The organism is Thioalkalivibrio sp. ALMg3 (genome assembly GCF_000381225.1).
In the GTDB taxonomy this organism is placed as follows: Bacteria; Pseudomonadota; Gammaproteobacteria; order Ectothiorhodospirales; family Ectothiorhodospiraceae; genus Thioalkalivibrio; species Thioalkalivibrio versutus.
In genome coordinates this window covers 63,507-79,234 of the sequence record NZ_KB906227.1, presented here as the reverse complement: position 1 = coordinate 79,234, position 15,728 = coordinate 63,507, and the positions used below count along the sequence as shown (strand labels likewise).

The following is a 15,728-nucleotide window of genomic DNA, read 5'->3' as shown; positions in this document are numbered from 1 at the left end:
AGCCCCTCCCAGGAAAAATCGCGTCAGCATACCCCGCCCAAATGACAACCGCATGACGCCCAACCGCTGAAGACCCGGCTCGTCAGTTGAGCCAGACGATCCCCGCGTTGAGGTAGATGGCGAAGGCGACCCACAGCAGGTACGGCACCAGCAGCGCGCCGGCGATACGGTCAATGCGCCAGAAAGCGATCAGTGTGGCCAGGATCAGCGGCCACAGGATCAGGATCTCGACGAGCGCCAGATCCGGGCGTTGCATGCCGAAGAACAGCACCGACCAGCCGAGATTTAGCGCGAGCTGGGCCAGGAACAGCCCCAGCGCCATCGGGGCACCGGTCAAACCGACGCGCCGCCAGACATGCCAGGCGGCGAGACCCATCAGGCCGAACAGCACGGACCAGACCGGGCCGAATACCGCGTCCGGCGGGTTCAGCGGCGGGCGCGCCAGTGTCGGATACCAGTCGCCCACCGAGAGGCTGGTCGCCCAGCCACCCAGCCCGGCCACGGCAAACACCAGCACCATCCAGCCCAGGAGCCCGAGCATGTCCGTGGCAAAGGAGCGCCGCCGCGGGCGCGAGGGACGGGCCGAATCAGATGTCGTCACGGAATTCTCCTTGTACTCGCGGGTCCTAGTCCGGGCTTCATCGAATCGGCGCCGGATTCCGAACGGAATTCATGCACGATTCAGTCAGCCACGCGACACTCTAACCTGACCACCCCGCAAACAAGCGAGCTGCAATGCCCCGCCCCGCCACACTGATCACCGCGATCCTGTTTCTCCTGGCCGCTGGCATCCTCGCCTGGATGCTGCTGGGCCCGGAAGACGACGCGGCCCCTTCCGGTCGTCCGGGCGGCGGCGAGACCCGCCCGGTCGCAGTCGCCATTGCCGGCATCGAGACCCGCGACCTGGTCGAACGGCGGCGCTTCACCGGCAGCATCGAGGGCGCCGACCGGATCGAGATCACCCCCCGCGTGGGCGGGCGGGTTGCCGAGGTGTTCGTCAATCTCGGCGACCGCGTGGAGCCCGGTGATCCGCTGCTGCAGCTGGATACCGAGGAATTCGAGCAGGACGTGGCCCAGGCCGCGGCGGAGCTGGAAGTCGCCGAGGCCAGCCTGGCCGAGGCCCTGGCCAGCCGCGATGCGACCCGGCGCGAACTGCAGCGCACCCGCAAGCTGCGCGACCAGGGGATCGCGTCGCGCTCGGAGCTGGAGGCCGCGGAAACCGAACTCGCCCTGGCACAGACGCGCGTCACCCTGGCCGAGTCGCAGATCCGCCAGCGGCGTTCCGCGCTACGCACCCGCGAGATCCAGTTGAGCTACACCCGCATCGAGGCGGGTACGGCCGACAGCACCCGCTGGGTCGCCGAACGCCACGTGGATCCCGGCACGGTCATCAGCGCCAACGACACCGCACTGGCGCTGGTCCGGCTGCAGCCGGTGCGCGCCATCCTGGCCGTGACCGAGGCCGACTACGGCCGGCTGTCGCCGAGCCAGGGGGCGCAGGTCTACACTGCCGCCTATCCGGACGCCGGATTTGCCGGCACCATCGCCCGCATCGCCCCGGAATTCCGGCCCGGGTCGCGTCAGGCGCGGGTCGAGGTGGAGATCCCCAACGAACGCGACCAGCTGCGCCCGGGCATGTTCGTGGAGGCCGCCATTACCCTGGGGGAACGCAACGCCGTCCTGGCGATCCCACGCGACGCGATCATCCAGCGCGAGGCCGGCCCGACCCTGTTCAGCGTGGACCGCAGCGGCGAACGCCCGCAGGCCCGCCGCCATCAGGCGGTTACCGGCGTGCGTGACGGCGACTGGGTCGAACTGCTGGAACCCGAGCTGCCGGAAGGCACCGAGGTCGTCGTGCTCGGCCAGCACCTGCTCGCGGACGGCACCCCGCTGCGCGTGACTGACCCGCGCAACGTGCCGGGTGGAGACGACACACCCGAGTCGGACACCCCGTGAATCCGGCCCGCGTAACGGTCCACCGCCCCGTGCTGACCAGCATGGTAGCCCTGATCGTGGTGATCCTCGGCCTGACCGCGCTGACCCGCCTGCCGGTGGATCTGCTGCCGAATATCACCTACCCGGTGGTCACGGTGATGACGTCCTACCCCAATGCCGGGGCCGAGGAAGTCGAACAACTCGTCACGCGCCAGGTGGAGCAGGCCGCGGCCGCCATTACCGGTGCCCAGGAGATCCGCTCGACCTCCGCCGAGGGCAACAGCAACGTCCGCATCAACTTTGCCTGGGGCACGGACATCCGCCAGGCGGTGGACGACCTGCGCGATCGCCTGGCGCGCATCGAGGACCGCCTGCCCGATGACGCCGATCGCCCGCTGGTACGCCAGTTCGACACCCAGGACTCGCCCATCATGCGTCTGGGCATCGGCTCGCAACTGGACGCCATCCACCTGCGCACCCTGATCGACAACCGTATCGCCCCGCGCCTGGAACGCATCCCCGGCGTGGCAGCTGTGGATACCTTCGGCGGCCTGGAGCGCGAGGTCCGCGTGGAGGTGGACCCGGAACGCATCGAGGCCATCGACCTCGGCCTGGACGACCTGCGCAACCGCATCCGCGACGCCAACGTGATCACCCCCGGCGGCCCGATCATGGACGGGCGCCGCGAATACCGCCTGCGCACCCCGGCCGAGTTCCGCTCGGTGGACGAGGTCCGCGACACCATCGTGCAGCGCAGCGAGGACGGTGTGACCTACCTGCACCAGGTGGCCGACGTGCGCGACACCCACCAGCGCGTTACCCGCCGGTTCCGGGTCAACCAGGAGGAAGGCGTGCAGCTCGCCGTGCGCAAGCTGGCCGACGCCAACACCGTAGAGGTCTCCGAGGCGGTCCACGCCGAACTGGTGCGCCTGAACCGCGACTTCCCCCAGATCGACATCCGCGCCGTCACCGACGAGGCCGGTTTTATCCGCAACTCCATCACCAACGTCGGTCGTTCGATCCTCTACGGCAGTGCACTGGCCGTGCTGGTGCTGCTCGTGTTCCTGCGCAACATCCGCTACACGCTGGTGGCGGCCACCGCGATCCCGCTGGCGGTGATCGCCACCTTCGGCCTGGTCTACTTCGGCGGCTACTCGCTGAACCTGATGACACTCGGCGGGATCGCGCTGGGCGTGGGGCTGATGGTGGACAACGCCATCGTGGTGATCGAGAGCATCGCCCGACGGCGCGAGGAACATGCCGAGCAGACCGCCGCCGAGGCCGCCATCAGCGGCACCGGGCGCGTCGCGCCCGCCATCGTCGCCAGCACCCTGACCACCGTGGCGATCTTCCTGCCGCTGTTCTTCGCCGAGGAACTGGCCGGCCAGCTGTTCAAGCCGCTGGCGGCGGTGGTCGCCTTTGCCCTGGCAGGCTCGCTGATCGTCGCGCTGACCCTGGTCCCGATGCTGATGGCCCGCGCCCCGATGCCGAAGCGTGACACCAGTGCCCTCGCGCGCATGGAGCAACGCTACCAGGGGGTGCTGCGACGCACCCTGACCCAGCCATGGATGGTCATCGGCATCAGCCTCCTGCTGCTGATGATCGCCCTGGCGGGGCTGCGCGGCGTGGGCACGGAATTCCTGCCCGCCACCGACGAAGGCGAATTGCGCGTGCATGTCGCCATGGAGCCCGGCACACCCCTGGAAGAACTCTACGCCACCATGTCCGGCCTCGAGGCGATCATCCACGACGAGGTCCCGGAACTGGAAAACCTGGTCTCCAGCTCCGGCGCCTCGGCGTTCCGCGCCTCCTCGCCCGCCTCCGGCAACATGCGCGTGATGGTCGGCTCGCGCGACAGTCGCAGCCGCTCCTCCGAAGAGATCGCCGCGGCCCTGCGCGACGCGCTGGGCAGCCCGCCGGGGGTCGAGATCCGCGTGCGCGCCTCCAGCGGGATCTTCTTCCGCGGCTTCGGGCGCGGCGCCGACGAGGAAAGCCTGTCCATCGAGGTCCGCGGCTTCGAACTGCCCACGATGAACGCCGTCATCGAGCGTTTCGAGACCGCGCTGGCGGACGTCCCCGGCGTCACCGACACCCGCGTCGGCTCCGACGGCGGGCAGCCGGAATTCGCCACCCGCATCCACCGCGACCGCGCCGCCGACCTCGGCGTGGACGTGCGCACCATCGCCCAGACCCTGGAAACCGCCCTGGGCGGCTCCGGCGCCGGCCAGCTGCGCGCGGGCGGCGACGAGACGCGCATCTGGGTCCAACTACGCGACGCCGACCGGAGCTCGCTGGACGACCTCCTCAACCTGACCGTGCGCAGCGAGGACGGCGAACGCGTGGCATTGCGCAGCCTGGTCACGTTCGATACGGCGATCGGCCCGGACAGCATCCAGCGCCGCGAACAGGCGCGCATCAGCACCTTGTTCGTGAACATCGGCGACCGCTCGCTGGGCGAGGTCGCCGCCGACGTGCGTGCGGCGCTGGCCGATATCCCGCTGCCGGAGGAGATCGACTTCTCGGTCACCGGCGACATCGAGGAGCAGGAAGCCGCGTTCTCCGAACTGCTCCTGGGCACCCTGCTCGCGACGTTGCTGGTCTACATGGTCATGGCCAGCCTGTACGAGTCCCTGCGCGACCCGCTGATCGTGATGTTCTCCATCCCACTGGCGATCATTGGTGTAACCGGCGCACTCCTGATCACCGACACCACGCTCAACGTGCAGTCGCTGATCGGCATCCTGCTGCTGGTCGGGATCGTGGTGAACAACGCGATCCTGCTGGTGGACCGCATGGCGCGGCGCCACCGCGAAGACGGCATGGAACTGCAAGCGGCCATCGTGGCCGCCGCGGGCGAGCGCCTGCGCCCGATCCTGATGACCACGCTGACCACCATCCTGGCGCTGTCGCCGCTGGCCATCGGCATGGGCGACGGCGGCGAGGCCCAGGCCCCGATGGCCCGGGTCGTGATCGGCGGGCTGCTCTCGTCTACCCTGATCACCCTGGTGCTGATCCCCACGCTCTACCTGCTGTTCCACCGCCGGGGCGAGCACCCGCAACCCGTCTACCGAGTCGCCACGGATCATGCCTAGAACTTCCCTGCCCTTCCTCGTCGCGCTCGCGCTGGCCCTCCCGGGCCACGCCTCTGAAGCGCCGGATGCCTCCGACGGGCTGCGCCTGTCCCTGCCCGCGGAGGCACTGACGGACGCCCGGCCGTTCGAACGCGAGGCGGTGGCGGAAGAGACCCTGTCCCTGGAGGAGGCCGTCGCCCGCGCGCTGGAAGGCAACCGCGGCCTGCGCGCCGAGCGCCTGCAAACCGCGATCCAGGGCACCTTCGAGGCACAGGAACGCGCGGTGTTCGACCCCGAGCTGTTCGCCGAGCTGGAGATTAGCCGCGACCAGAGCGTGCGCCAGCTGGAACAGATCGGCGAAACCGATGAAGTAACCACTACCCGGCGCTTGGGCGAGGCGGGCCTGAGCCAGTCGCTGCCAACCGGCACGGACCTGACGGTCTCCGTACGCAGCTCGCGCAGTTCCAGCTCGCGCGTGGAGGCACCCCAGTTCACCACCCGCGCGGGCCTGAGCCTGACCCAGGCCCTGCTCCGCGGCGGGCGTATCGAGTCCAACCTGGTGCGCCTGCGCCAGGCCGGCCTCGACGTGGAGGCCTCGGAGTACGAGGTCCGCGGCTTCGTCGAACAGCTGATCACCGACGTCGAGGGACGCTACTGGGATCTGGTGCTGGCCGACGAACGGATCGCCATCTTCGAGGAGGCCCTGGCCGTGGCCCGCGAGCAACTCGACCAGACCGAGCGACGCATCGCCGCCGGCGACCGCCCCGAGACCGAGGCCGTGTCGGCCCGTGCCGAGGTGGCGCTGCGCCGTCAGGGCCTGATCGACGCCCGCGCCGAACGCGCCCGCGCGCAGGACGGCCTCGCGCGACTGCTCCAGGGCGACGGCAGCCTGTGGGATACCCGGCTCGAGGCGAGCTCCGAGCCGGGCCTGGAACGCTACACGCTGGAACCCCTGAATGCCTACGTGGCGCTGGCCCGCGACCATCGCGCCGATCTCAACGAAACGCGACTGCGGGTCCAGCGCGACCAACTGGAGGTCGTGCGCACCCGCAACGGCCTCCTGCCGCGCCTGGACTTCTTCGTGACCCTGGGCCAGTCGGGCTACGCAGACAGCTTCAGCCGCACCTGGCGCGACCGCCAGGGCGACGGCTACGACCTGGCGGCCGGCCTGCGCTTCGAGATGCCGATCGGCAACCGCGCCGCCGAGGCCGAACACACCCGGGCCCGGCTGACCCGCCAGCAGATCCAGGAAACCCTGGCCAACCTGGAGCAACTCGCCATCGAGGACGTGCGCGGCACCTGGTTCGATGCGGCCCGCATCCGCGAACAAATTCAGGCACAGAAGGAAACCGTCGAGTTGCAGGAAGAGCTGCTGCGGGTGGAACAGACGCGGTTTCGCGTCGGTGCCGGGACCGCGCTGGCCGTCTCCCAGGCCCAGCGCGACCTGCTGGAGAGCCGCTTGAACCTGACCGAGACGGTCGTGCGCTTCCGTCAGCTCACCACCGAACTGCTGAACGCCAGCGGCACCCTGCTGCTCCATCGCGGCATCGACGCCCCCGGCGCCGAACGCGTGGAGATCCGTCTGTAAGCCGGCTTGCACACGACCCGGCGCCTTCGGTTCGCGCGGCTATTGATCCACCGGCCGGGCATTGCCCTGCGCGTCGATCTCGACGACCAGCATTGCCCCGGCGCCAAGGCTGCGGCCGCTCAGCTCCATGATATTGGCCCGGTGGGTCACGTAGACCGCCGGCCCCGCCGTCTGCCGGTATTCGTCCGCCAGGTGTTCGCGCCACGCCTGCATGCGCCGCTCGCGATGCGGGGCATTAGTGCGAAACACCGAGCCCATTGCCTCCAGCACCACGGGCTCACCGAACCCCAGGAGCGCCGCGGTATCGACATTGCGGCACCACGGGCCCGCGAACACCCGGATCGACTCCAGGCCCGCCGCGCGCAGGCGCTCCCCACTGGCGCGCGCCTGCGCGCGCCCTTCAGCCGACAGGTTTCGCTGCGTGGCGCAGTCATCGACATCGAAGCCCGACGGGTCACCGATGCCGGGCGCCAGGGCATGGCGCAGCAGCAGGATGCGGTGGGGCTCCTGTAATTGCGCGACGATCGCGCGTTCGGCCGCCAGGTCGCCCGCCACCAAGGGCAGAGGCACCGCCAGCGCGGCGATCCAGAACACCAGAACGACAAAGCGCTTCGTCACGCGATCTTCCCCGAACGGCGACGCCGGCAGGCGTCCGAACAGTAGCGAACCTCATCCCAGCACCGGGCCCATTTGCGCCGCCAGGCGAACGGGCGGCCGCATACCGCACAGGTCTTCTCCGGTAGATGCGGCTTGGCGTGGGCCACCTTAACGATCCGGGTGACAGACCCCATCGTCGCAGCGCGAGCGCCAGCGATAACGCGCAATCACGTTGTAGACGCGATCCATCAGCCAGACGATTGGCGGCAGGCGATGCAGCACACCGCCGAGCCAGCGGTAATACGGCAGGTGCCGCCAGACCAGCACGAAGGCCCAGGCACCGCTGCGAATGCGCCCGTCGGCGCTTACGGCATGCATGCGCTGCATCGCACGATCCCAGGTGATTCCCCAGGCGTCGAGCGGTGTGGCATCGGCATGGATATCACGCCAATCGATCGCGCCCGCGGTGTCGAGCCTCTGGTAGTGGCCGATCTCGCGCCGGCAAAGCGGACAGCCGCCGTCGAAGAACACCACCGGTCGTCCCGGGGCCTCGGCGTATTGGTCCTGGTGGTTTTCAGGCATGCCCCACCGGCCCGGTCTGCTGGTGCCGGGCGCCATCGAGGGATCTGAGCGCCCGCTCGACCACATCACGCGCCAGATCCTGGGTCATCTCGGGGTTGGCCGGGATCATCTCCGTGCGCACGGCCAGGGCCATTGCCAGCGCTTGCAGCACGTCGCCATTGCAGGTATCACCCAGCACGCCGATCTCGCTGTCCAGCGTGTCGGTCAGGCGATCCAGCAACTGTTGCACCCGCACCGCGGAACCGGTCTCGGGATGCAGACGGAAGTCGAAGGACACGGCCTCGCCGCTCGGGGTGACATAGCGATAGGGCAATACGTCCATGGCTCTCTCCTTCGCGAACGGTTGGCTTGTTAAGGCAAATTCCGGGGTCGTCCTCCTCACCCCTTCGCCTTTGGGCCACGAAACGGCAAAACAGTTCGCCGCGCGTGCTTCCAGAAGAGAAGAAAGGGCACGCCCCATCCCGCCCGGCGAGCGCAGGCGTTATCCTTTCAGCCCATGAATCCCCGTCTCCGGACAGTCATCCACCCGCACGCCCACCGCCAAGAGGCGAGACCGTAGTGGCCACGCGCCTCAAGCGCCGTCCGCTCCGCCGGTTGCTCTACTGGACCGGCGGGCTGGTCGCGTTTCTGCTGGCGCTGGGGATCGGGGCAATGCTCGCCCTGGTGGTGCTCTTCGCCCGGGTCGACCCGCCCTACGGCATGGCCATGGTGGTGGCAACCGACTGGCAGACCGCCTCCAACCGGCGCCCGGACTGGCAACGCCTGGACGACCTGCCCCGCCATCTGATGCTGGCGGTGATCGCGGCCGAGGATCAGCACTTCCCCAACCACCGCGGCTTCGACTGGGGCTCGGTGCGCCAGGCGCTCAGCGATCATGCACGCGGCGGGCGCCTGCGCGGAGCCAGCACCATCAGCCAGCAAACCGCGAAAAACCTCTTTCTTTGGCACGGCCGCTCCTGGGCACGCAAGACGCTGGAGGCCGGGTTCACCTTCGGCATGGAGACCCTCTGGCCGAAGCGGCGCATCCTCGAGATCTATCTCAACCTGGCGGAATGGGGTCCCGGCATTTACGGCATCGAGAACGCCGCCCAACACTACTTCGGGATCTCCGCCACCGAGCTCGATCGCCACCAGTCCGCGCGCCTGGCCGCCATCCTGCCCAGCCCCGGCCGCATGAACCCGGTCCGCCCGGGACCCAACCTTGACCGGCGGATCGTCTGGGTCGAGCAGCAGATGGCCCAGCTCGGCATCGCCTGGCTGGATCCGATGCTGCTGGAATAAAGCCTGTGCGCAGGCCACCGAAATTGTGGCACGGAACTTCCAGCCTTTAGACTGCCTCGGACTGACTGACCGTACCGGGGGCTCGCAAGGATGTCCCTCCCAGACATGGAGGTTTGCCGTGACCCATCTGCGCGCGCCGCGTATCGACTTCTCCCGCCTGCTGGTGCTTTTCGCGCTCCTACTGATCCTGCCCCTCGGGGCCGCGTCCGCACAGGGCACCGGTCAGCAGGATTCCGGCAGCGATCTGCGCCAGATGCTCATCGACGCACTGGAGAACGAGGAGGCCCGCGAAGACTTGCTCGAGGCCCTGCGCTCCGGCGACGGCTCCAGCGCGGAGGACGCCGCCACGGATGACCTGCCGGTCGAAACCGGCGACAGCGAATCCGTGGCGCGCCAGATTGCCCAGCTCACCCAGTCGCTGGCCGAAGGCACCGTGGCCGAGGTCCGGGCCCTGAACGACATCGCAGTGGATATCGCCGAGCGCGTGCGCGGAGTCGAGCCCACCGTGTTCGGGCTGGCGGTACTGGATCTCGCCTTCGTCATCGTGTTCACCGTGGTGGTGTTCCTGATACTGCGAAGGCTGGGCGCACCGTTGTTCACCCGACTTGATCGCTGGGCCTTGAATGCGGCCGAGCATATGCGGCTCATGCGGGCGCTACCGGCCGTGGTCCTGGCCGCGGCGATCGACTTCCTCGTCGTGATCCTCGCCTGGCTGGCCGGCTATGCACTGGCGCTGTTCGTGCTGGGCGACTCGGGCGAGATGAACACCCGGCACTCGCTGTTCCTGAACGCATTCCTGCTGATCGAGGTGACCAAGGCGGCCCTGCGCCTGATCTTCGCCACTCGCTACCACGGCCTGCGCCTGCTGCCGATGGCCGGGGACGAGGCCGCTTACTGGAACGCCTGGCTGGCCCGCATCGTGGGGTATATCGGCTACGGCCTGTTGCTGCTGGTCCCGATCACCAACAACCAGATCTCCTCCGAGGCGGGGCGCTCGTTGGGGCTGATCGTGATGCTAACGGCCTTCCTCTACGCCGCCGTGATCATCCTGCAGAACCGCACCCGGGTGCATGACCGCCTGATCAGGTTGGCCAACAGGGCGCAGTACGCCTTCACCCGCATCGTGATCTCGTTGCTGGCGAACTTCTGGCACTGGATCGCCCTGATCTACTTCCTGGCCCTGGCCGTGGTCAGCATCACCCGGCCGGAAGATGCGCTCCCCTTCATGGCCAAGGCGACCGGACAGACCCTGCTCGCCATCTTCGTGGGCATCTTCGTCGCCAACCTGCTGACCCAGTTGATCGGCCGCCGGATTCGGGTGCCCGAAGAGACCCGGGAGAAGTTCCCGTCGCTGGAGCTGCGCCTGAACTCCTACATCCCCAATGCGCTGAAGGTGATGCGCCTGGTGATCCTGCTGGTCGTGCTGGCCGTGGTCGCGGATGCCTGGGGTGCGTTCAGTCTGACCACATGGCTGGCCTCGGATATGGGCATGGCGGTGCTGGGCACCGCGATCTCGGTGGCGCTGATCCTGCTGGGCGTGCTGGCCATCTGGCTGGTCTTTGCCAGCTGGGTCGAGCACCGCATGAACCCGAACACCGGTGGCGGCGGGCCGACCGCCCGCGAGACCACCCTGCTGACGATCTTCCGCAACGCCATGGCCATCGTGCTGATCGTGATGACCACCATGATCGTGCTCGCCGAGATCGGCGTGAACATCGGCCCGCTACTGGCCGGTGCCGGTGTCCTCGGCCTGGCGATCGGTTTCGGGGCGCAAAAACTGGTGCAGGACGTGATCACCGGCGTCTTCATCCAGCTGGAGAACGCCATCAACGTCGGCGACATCGTCACGGTGGCCGGCACCACGGGCGTGGTGGAACGCCTGACCATCCGTTCGCTCGGCGTACGCGACCTCTCCGGGACCTACCACCTGATCCCGTTCTCGTCGGTGGATGCGGTCGCGAACTACATGCGCGAGTTCGCCTACCACGTCGGCGAATACGGCGTCGCCTATCGCGAGGACATCGACGAGGTCATCGTGCGCCTGCGCGAGGCCTTCAAGGAACTCCAGCAGGATCCCGACCAGGGACCCAACATCCTCGACGAGATGGAGGTGCACGGTGTCACCGCACTGGCCGACAGCTCGGTCAACGTGCGGGTCCGGATCAAGACCCTGCCGGGCACCCAGTTCGGCCTGGGCCGCGCGTTCAACCGCCTGGTCAAGAAGCACTTCGACGCCGCCGGCATCGAGATCCCGTTCCCGCACCAGACCATCTACTTCGGTCAGGAGAAGGACGGCGGCGCCCCGGCAGCCAATCTACGGCTTCTGCAGGAGAAACCCGCCAACGAGCAGGATGGCGACGACTACTCGGATGACCGGCGGGCGCGCCCAAATCCGAAGCACAAGGGCGACTACGACGAGGCCGACGACTGAAGCGCTTGTCCGTGAGCGGGGCGCGCACTCGAATCCCCCCTGCCGCGGCAACTCCCGGGCAGGCGCTTCGCGGGCGACCCCGCTCCCAAGGCCCCAGGGAGACGCTGGCTCTTTCCGACGGCTCGGGCTTCGGGAGATCATGAGCGCATGCGTCTCCTGATCCTGCTTGTGCCTCTGCTCCTGCTCGCTGCCTGGACACCCGGCTGGTGGGTCCGCCACACCATGAAGAAATACCACCGCCCGGCGGACCGCTACGATGGCACCGGCGCGGAGCTGGCGCGCGAGCTGCTGGACCGCCACGGACTGCACAAGGTCCAGGTGGAAACCACGAAGGACGGCGATCACTACGACCCTGCCTCGCGCACCGTACGCCTGTCACCGGAGAACCACGACGGCCACTCGCTGACGGCGATTACCGTGGCCGCCCACGAGGTCGGCCACGCCGTACAGCACGCCCAGGGCTATGCGCCACTGCGCATGCGCAGCACGCTGGTCGGAATGACGCGCTACGGCCAGCAAATCGGCGCCTGGCTACTGGTCGCCATTCCGTTCATTACACTACTGGCGCGACACCCGGCGCCGGGGATCCTGTTCTTCCTGGCCGGGGTGCTGTCCATGGGTCTGGCCGCACTGGTCCACTTCGTCACCCTGCCCACCGAGTTCGACGCCAGCTTCCGCCGTGCCATGCCGATGCTGCGTGAGGGCAACTACCTGCACCCGCCCGACTACCCACATGCCGAACGCATCCTGAAGGCGGCGGCCTATACCTACCTGTCGCAGTCGCTGATGAGCCTGCTGAACATCGCCTCGTGGTTCCGGTACCTGCGCCGATGACCGTTCCCGCCCCGGACGCCTGTCCGTTGTGCGGGCAGTCCACCCGGCCGTTTCACCACCGCGGCATCGGCGACGCCTCGCCCGGAGACTATCGCCGCTGTCAGCACTGCGGCGTGATCGCGCTGGAACGCAACGCCTGGCCCCGCCGCGAGGTGGAGCGGGCGTATTACCGAACCCACGAGAACCGGCCGGATGATCCCGGCTACCGCGCCCATCTGCAGCGACTGATCGAACCATTGGTCAAGGCGCGGCCACCCCCGGCCCACGGACTCGACTGGGGTTGCGGCCCGCAACCCGTGCTCGCCGGGTTGCTCCAAGACCGGGGCTACACGATGGCGTTCTGGGACCCGGCCTTTGCCCCCGCACAACCCGATCCGCCCGGCGACGGCTGGGACATCCTTACCTGCACCGAGGTCCTGGAACACCTGCACACGCCCCTGAACACGCTGGGAACCATGGTCGCGGGACTGCGCCCCGGCGGGGTCCTGGCCGTGATGACCGAATGGCCCCCTGCGGCGGCCGGCTTTCGTCGCTGGCACTATCGCCGCGACCCCACCCATGTCGCCTTCTACGGCCCGGCCACACTCCAGTGGATTGCCACCCGCCTCGGATGCACACTGGACCTGCCTGCCCCCGATATCGCCCTGTTCAGACGTCCAGGAGACCTCCCGCAATGATCCACCGACTGCGTGCCTGGCGCCCGGAGTGGCTCGGTCTGCCCGTCGCGCACCTGCAGGCAATCCACGTCTGTGCCGCGGCTGGCGACCCGATGGATTCGATCGAGTCCATCGAGGCCATCGCCGGCAGCGGACTCCGGGGCGACCGCTACGCCACCCATCGCGGGCACTGGCATGCGGTCGAGAGCTGCCCGGTCACACTGATCACTGCCCCGGAACTGCAACGGGCGTCACAGCGCCGCGGCCGCCCGATCGCCCCCGGGGAACATCGCCGCAACCTCGTGGTCTCCGACTGGTATTGCATACCCCGCCAGAGTGGCTTTCTTCGGATCGGAGAGGCGGTCCTGAAGATCGGACGGCCACGCCCGCCCTGTGGGTATCTCAACCAGCTAGTGGGCGACAACCTCGCGCGAGCCCTCGGTCTCGACAGCGGGATTTGCCTTGAAGTCGCGCATTCCGGGATCCTTCGCGTCGGCGACCGGGTGAGCTGGCACCCGGGCGGGCCCGCATGATTCGGCCACGCTTGTTAAGCTGGGGTTAAGTGCCATTGACTACGATATACGTGTATTCACAAGGAGAAACTTTATGAAGATTCGTTCCCAGTCCCTCGCCGGACTGATTGCCGCCGCCGCGCTCGCGCTGGCCAGCCCACTCGCCATCGCCCAGGGCATGGGCCAGGGGCAAGGTCAGGGCGGCATGGGCATGCAGGGTGGCCAGGGCGGCAACCCGCAGATGGAGATGCAGCAGCTCCAGCAGACCCTCGCCGAGACCCAGCAGCAGGCCATCGAGAACAACCCCCAGTTGGAACAGAAGGGTGAAGAACTGGAGAACCTGGTGCTGGACAAGATGGAGGCCGCCGGCTACCAGCCGCGCCGGGATCTGGAGACCCTCGAATCAGCCGAAGAGCAGCTGCGCGACCCCGATCTGAGCGCGGAGCAACGTCAGGAAGTCATTCAGTCCGAAGACGTGCAGCAGGCGCAGATGAACCTGCAGGAAGCACAGCAGGCCGTCGCGGAAGACCAGGAAATTCGCCAGGCGCAGGAATCCCTGCGTGAAGACCTGATGGCCGCCATGCGCCAGGAGAACGCCGATATCGACGACGTAATCGAGCGCATGCAGCAAATGCAGCAACAGATGCAGCAGCAACAGGGTGGTCAGGGCGGCATGATGCGCTAATCGCGCAACCAGCCCGGTAACAAAGAAAGCCCGGCCCCTGCAAAGGGACCGGGCTTTTTTCATGTCCGGGCCGGACCGTCAGTCGAGGCGACCCGTCTCCTGCGCCAGCGCACGCAGCGCCTCGGTCTGTCCATCGGGCAGCTGGTTCCAGCCAAAGCGCCAGCTCCAGTTGCCGTTACCAACTGTGCCAGGGGTGTTCATGCGCGCCTCCGATCCCAGGTGCAGGGCGTCCTGCATCGGCAGGATCGCAAGCTGGGCCGGTGAACGACAGGCCGCACGAATCAGCGGCCACGGCATCTCCTCGGCCGGGCCCTCATCCAGTGTCCCGATCACATGCTCCTGCATGGCCGGCTCCAGGGAGCGAAACCAGCCCAGCGTGGTGTCGTTGTCATGGGTCCCGGTATACACCGCACTCAGTTCATCATGGTTCGCCGGCAGATAGGGGTTGTCCTCCCCTCCTTCGAAGGCGAACTGCAGGATGCGCATGCCCGGCAGATCGAAACGCAGGCGCAGTTCGGTGACCTCCGGCGTGATCACGCCCAGATCCTCCGCCAGCAGCGGCAACACACCCAAACGAGCCTGCAATTGCTCGAAGAAGTCGGCACCCGGCCCCGGCACCCAGTGGCCCTGAGTCGCATCCGGCTCGCTTGCCGGGACCGCCCAGCTCGCCTCGAAGCCGCGGAAGTGGTCGATGCGCACGGCATCCACTGTCTCCAGCGTCCAGCGCATGCGCTCCACCCACCAGTCGTATCCGCGCTCGGCAAGACGATCCCAGCGGTAATGCGGATTGCCCCAGCGTTGCCCGGTCTCGGAGAAGTAATCCGGCGGCACGCCGGCCACGGTCTGCGGATGCCCCGTGGCGTCCAGGTCGAACAGGTCGCGGTGGGCCCAGACCTCGGCCGAGTCGTGGGCCACGAAGATCGGCATGTCGCCGAGGATCAGGATGTCCTGCTTGCGTGCATGCTCGCGTACATCCTGCCACTGGTCGAACAGGACGAACTGGGCGAAGCGCACGGCCTCCAAGGCCTGGGCCGCTTCGGCCTCCACGGCCGCCAGGGCGGCCCGATCGCGGTCGCGCAATGCGGCCGGCCATTCCCACCAGGGGCGGCCATCTTCGCGGCCGCAGATGACCACGAAACGGGCAAAATCATCCAACCAGACCGGACCCTGGGCATCAAGGAAGGCCTGGTAGGCCTGCGCCCAGCTCTCGCCCGCCTGCCCCAGCCGCTCCCGCGCCTGTTTCAGCAGGGTCTCGACCGGCCCGTCGTCCGCATCCAGCCCCGCCCGTGCGGCCAACCGTTGCGGGTCGATCAGGCGCACATCGCCGGCGAAGGCCGAGATACTGGCGTAGGGCGAACCGTCCTCCTGCGGCGGATGCAACGGCAGGATCTGCCACAGGCTGAACCCCGCATCCCGCGCCCAGTCCAGAAACCGGAAGGCCTCCTGCCCGAGCGTCCCCACTGGGCCCGGGCCCGGCAGTGAGACCGGATGCAGCAACACACCGGCCCGCCGGCGCTGCATCAGCGGATTACAGTGTTCTTCGCCCGCCTCCATCG

Annotated in this window: 15 protein-coding genes; 9 read left to right on the top strand and 6 right to left on the bottom strand. The window is 68.1% G+C overall.

The window, feature by feature from the left end:
- Positions 1 to 82 precede the first annotated feature (82 nt).
- A complete protein-coding gene (locus F622_RS0109765) occupies positions 83 to 541 on the bottom strand; it encodes a TspO/MBR family protein (protein WP_019571851.1) in 459 nt (152 codons plus the stop codon).
- Between the two features lie 194 nt (positions 542 to 735).
- On the opposite strand from F622_RS0109765, the gene F622_RS0109760 reads away from it, so the two are divergent.
- The 3 genes from F622_RS0109760 to F622_RS0109750 are packed head-to-tail and all read left to right on the top strand — an operon-like array spanning position 736 to position 6,594.
- On the top strand, positions 736 to 1,956 hold the full coding sequence (locus F622_RS0109760; protein WP_019571850.1) for an efflux RND transporter periplasmic adaptor subunit: 1,221 nt from the start codon (positions 736 to 738) through the stop codon (positions 1,954 to 1,956).
- Positions 1,953 to 5,027 (top strand): efflux RND transporter permease subunit, encoded by a 3,075-nt coding sequence (locus F622_RS0109755; protein ID WP_018169596.1) that lies wholly within the window; start codon positions 1,953 to 1,955, stop codon positions 5,025 to 5,027. Before F622_RS0109760 ends, F622_RS0109755 begins: the two co-directional genes overlap by 4 nt.
- Positions 5,020 to 6,594 carry a TolC family protein gene (locus F622_RS0109750; RefSeq protein WP_019571849.1) on the top strand — a complete coding sequence of 525 codons (1,575 nt, stop codon included), beginning with the start codon at positions 5,020 to 5,022 and terminating at the stop codon, positions 6,592 to 6,594. Before F622_RS0109755 ends, F622_RS0109750 begins: the two co-directional genes overlap by 8 nt.
- Positions 6,595 to 6,633: 39 nt before the next feature.
- On the opposite strand, the gene F622_RS0109745 is transcribed toward F622_RS0109750, so the two are convergent.
- Genes F622_RS0109745 through F622_RS0109735 form a run of 4 tightly spaced genes read right to left on the bottom strand, consistent with a single transcriptional unit; the run spans position 6,634 to position 8,095 of the window.
- Positions 6,634 to 7,212 carry a histidine phosphatase family protein gene (locus tag F622_RS0109745; RefSeq protein WP_019571848.1) on the bottom strand — a complete coding sequence of 193 codons (579 nt, stop codon included), beginning with the start codon at positions 7,210 to 7,212 and terminating at the stop codon, positions 6,634 to 6,636.
- Positions 7,209 to 7,385, bottom strand: coding sequence for a DUF2256 domain-containing protein (locus tag F622_RS13890; RefSeq protein WP_081620986.1), 177 nt, complete (start codon positions 7,383 to 7,385; stop codon positions 7,209 to 7,211). The genes F622_RS0109745 and F622_RS13890 overlap by 4 nt, the downstream gene beginning before the upstream one ends.
- Complete coding sequence (locus F622_RS0109740; protein ID WP_019571847.1) at positions 7,360 to 7,773, bottom strand: thiol-disulfide oxidoreductase DCC family protein; 414 nt, start codon at positions 7,771 to 7,773, stop codon at positions 7,360 to 7,362. Before F622_RS0109740 ends, F622_RS13890 begins: the two co-directional genes overlap by 26 nt.
- Positions 7,766 to 8,095, bottom strand: a complete 330-nt coding sequence (locus F622_RS0109735; protein ID WP_018650250.1) for a hypothetical protein — start codon at positions 8,093 to 8,095, stop codon at positions 7,766 to 7,768. The genes F622_RS0109740 and F622_RS0109735 overlap by 8 nt, the downstream gene beginning before the upstream one ends.
- A gap of 236 nt (positions 8,096 to 8,331) precedes the next feature.
- On the opposite strand from F622_RS0109735, the gene mtgA reads away from it, so the two are divergent.
- The 6 genes from mtgA to F622_RS0109705 all read left to right on the top strand — a co-directional run bounded on the left by mtgA (position 8,332) and on the right by F622_RS0109705 (position 14,172).
- On the top strand, positions 8,332 to 9,054 hold the full coding sequence (mtgA, locus tag F622_RS0109730) for a monofunctional biosynthetic peptidoglycan transglycosylase (protein WP_018169591.1): 723 nt from the start codon (positions 8,332 to 8,334) through the stop codon (positions 9,052 to 9,054).
- Positions 9,055 to 9,172: 118 nt separating this feature from the next.
- On the top strand, positions 9,173 to 11,485 hold the full coding sequence (locus F622_RS0109725) for a mechanosensitive ion channel domain-containing protein (protein WP_019571846.1): 2,313 nt from the start codon (positions 9,173 to 9,175) through the stop codon (positions 11,483 to 11,485).
- Between the two features lie 147 nt (positions 11,486 to 11,632).
- Complete coding sequence (locus F622_RS0109720) at positions 11,633 to 12,319, top strand: zinc metallopeptidase (protein WP_018650253.1); 687 nt, start codon at positions 11,633 to 11,635, stop codon at positions 12,317 to 12,319.
- A gap of 26 nt (positions 12,320 to 12,345) precedes the next feature.
- Complete coding sequence (locus F622_RS0109715; protein WP_019571845.1) at positions 12,346 to 12,996, top strand: class I SAM-dependent methyltransferase; 651 nt, start codon at positions 12,346 to 12,348, stop codon at positions 12,994 to 12,996.
- Positions 12,993 to 13,508, top strand: a complete 516-nt coding sequence (locus F622_RS0109710) for an MOSC domain-containing protein (protein WP_019571844.1) — start codon at positions 12,993 to 12,995, stop codon at positions 13,506 to 13,508. Before F622_RS0109715 ends, F622_RS0109710 begins: the two co-directional genes overlap by 4 nt.
- A 73-nt stretch (positions 13,509 to 13,581) precedes the next feature.
- The gene (locus F622_RS0109705; protein ID WP_018169586.1) at positions 13,582 to 14,172 is read left to right on the top strand and encodes a hypothetical protein; all 591 of its coding nucleotides are present in this window, start codon (positions 13,582 to 13,584) and stop codon (positions 14,170 to 14,172) included.
- A 78-nt stretch (positions 14,173 to 14,250) separates the two neighbouring features.
- On the opposite strand, the gene malQ is transcribed toward F622_RS0109705, so the two are convergent.
- Positions 14,251 to 15,726, bottom strand: coding sequence for a 4-alpha-glucanotransferase (malQ, locus tag F622_RS0109700; protein WP_019571843.1), 1,476 nt, complete (start codon positions 15,724 to 15,726; stop codon positions 14,251 to 14,253).
- Positions 15,727 to 15,728 lie beyond the last annotated feature (2 nt).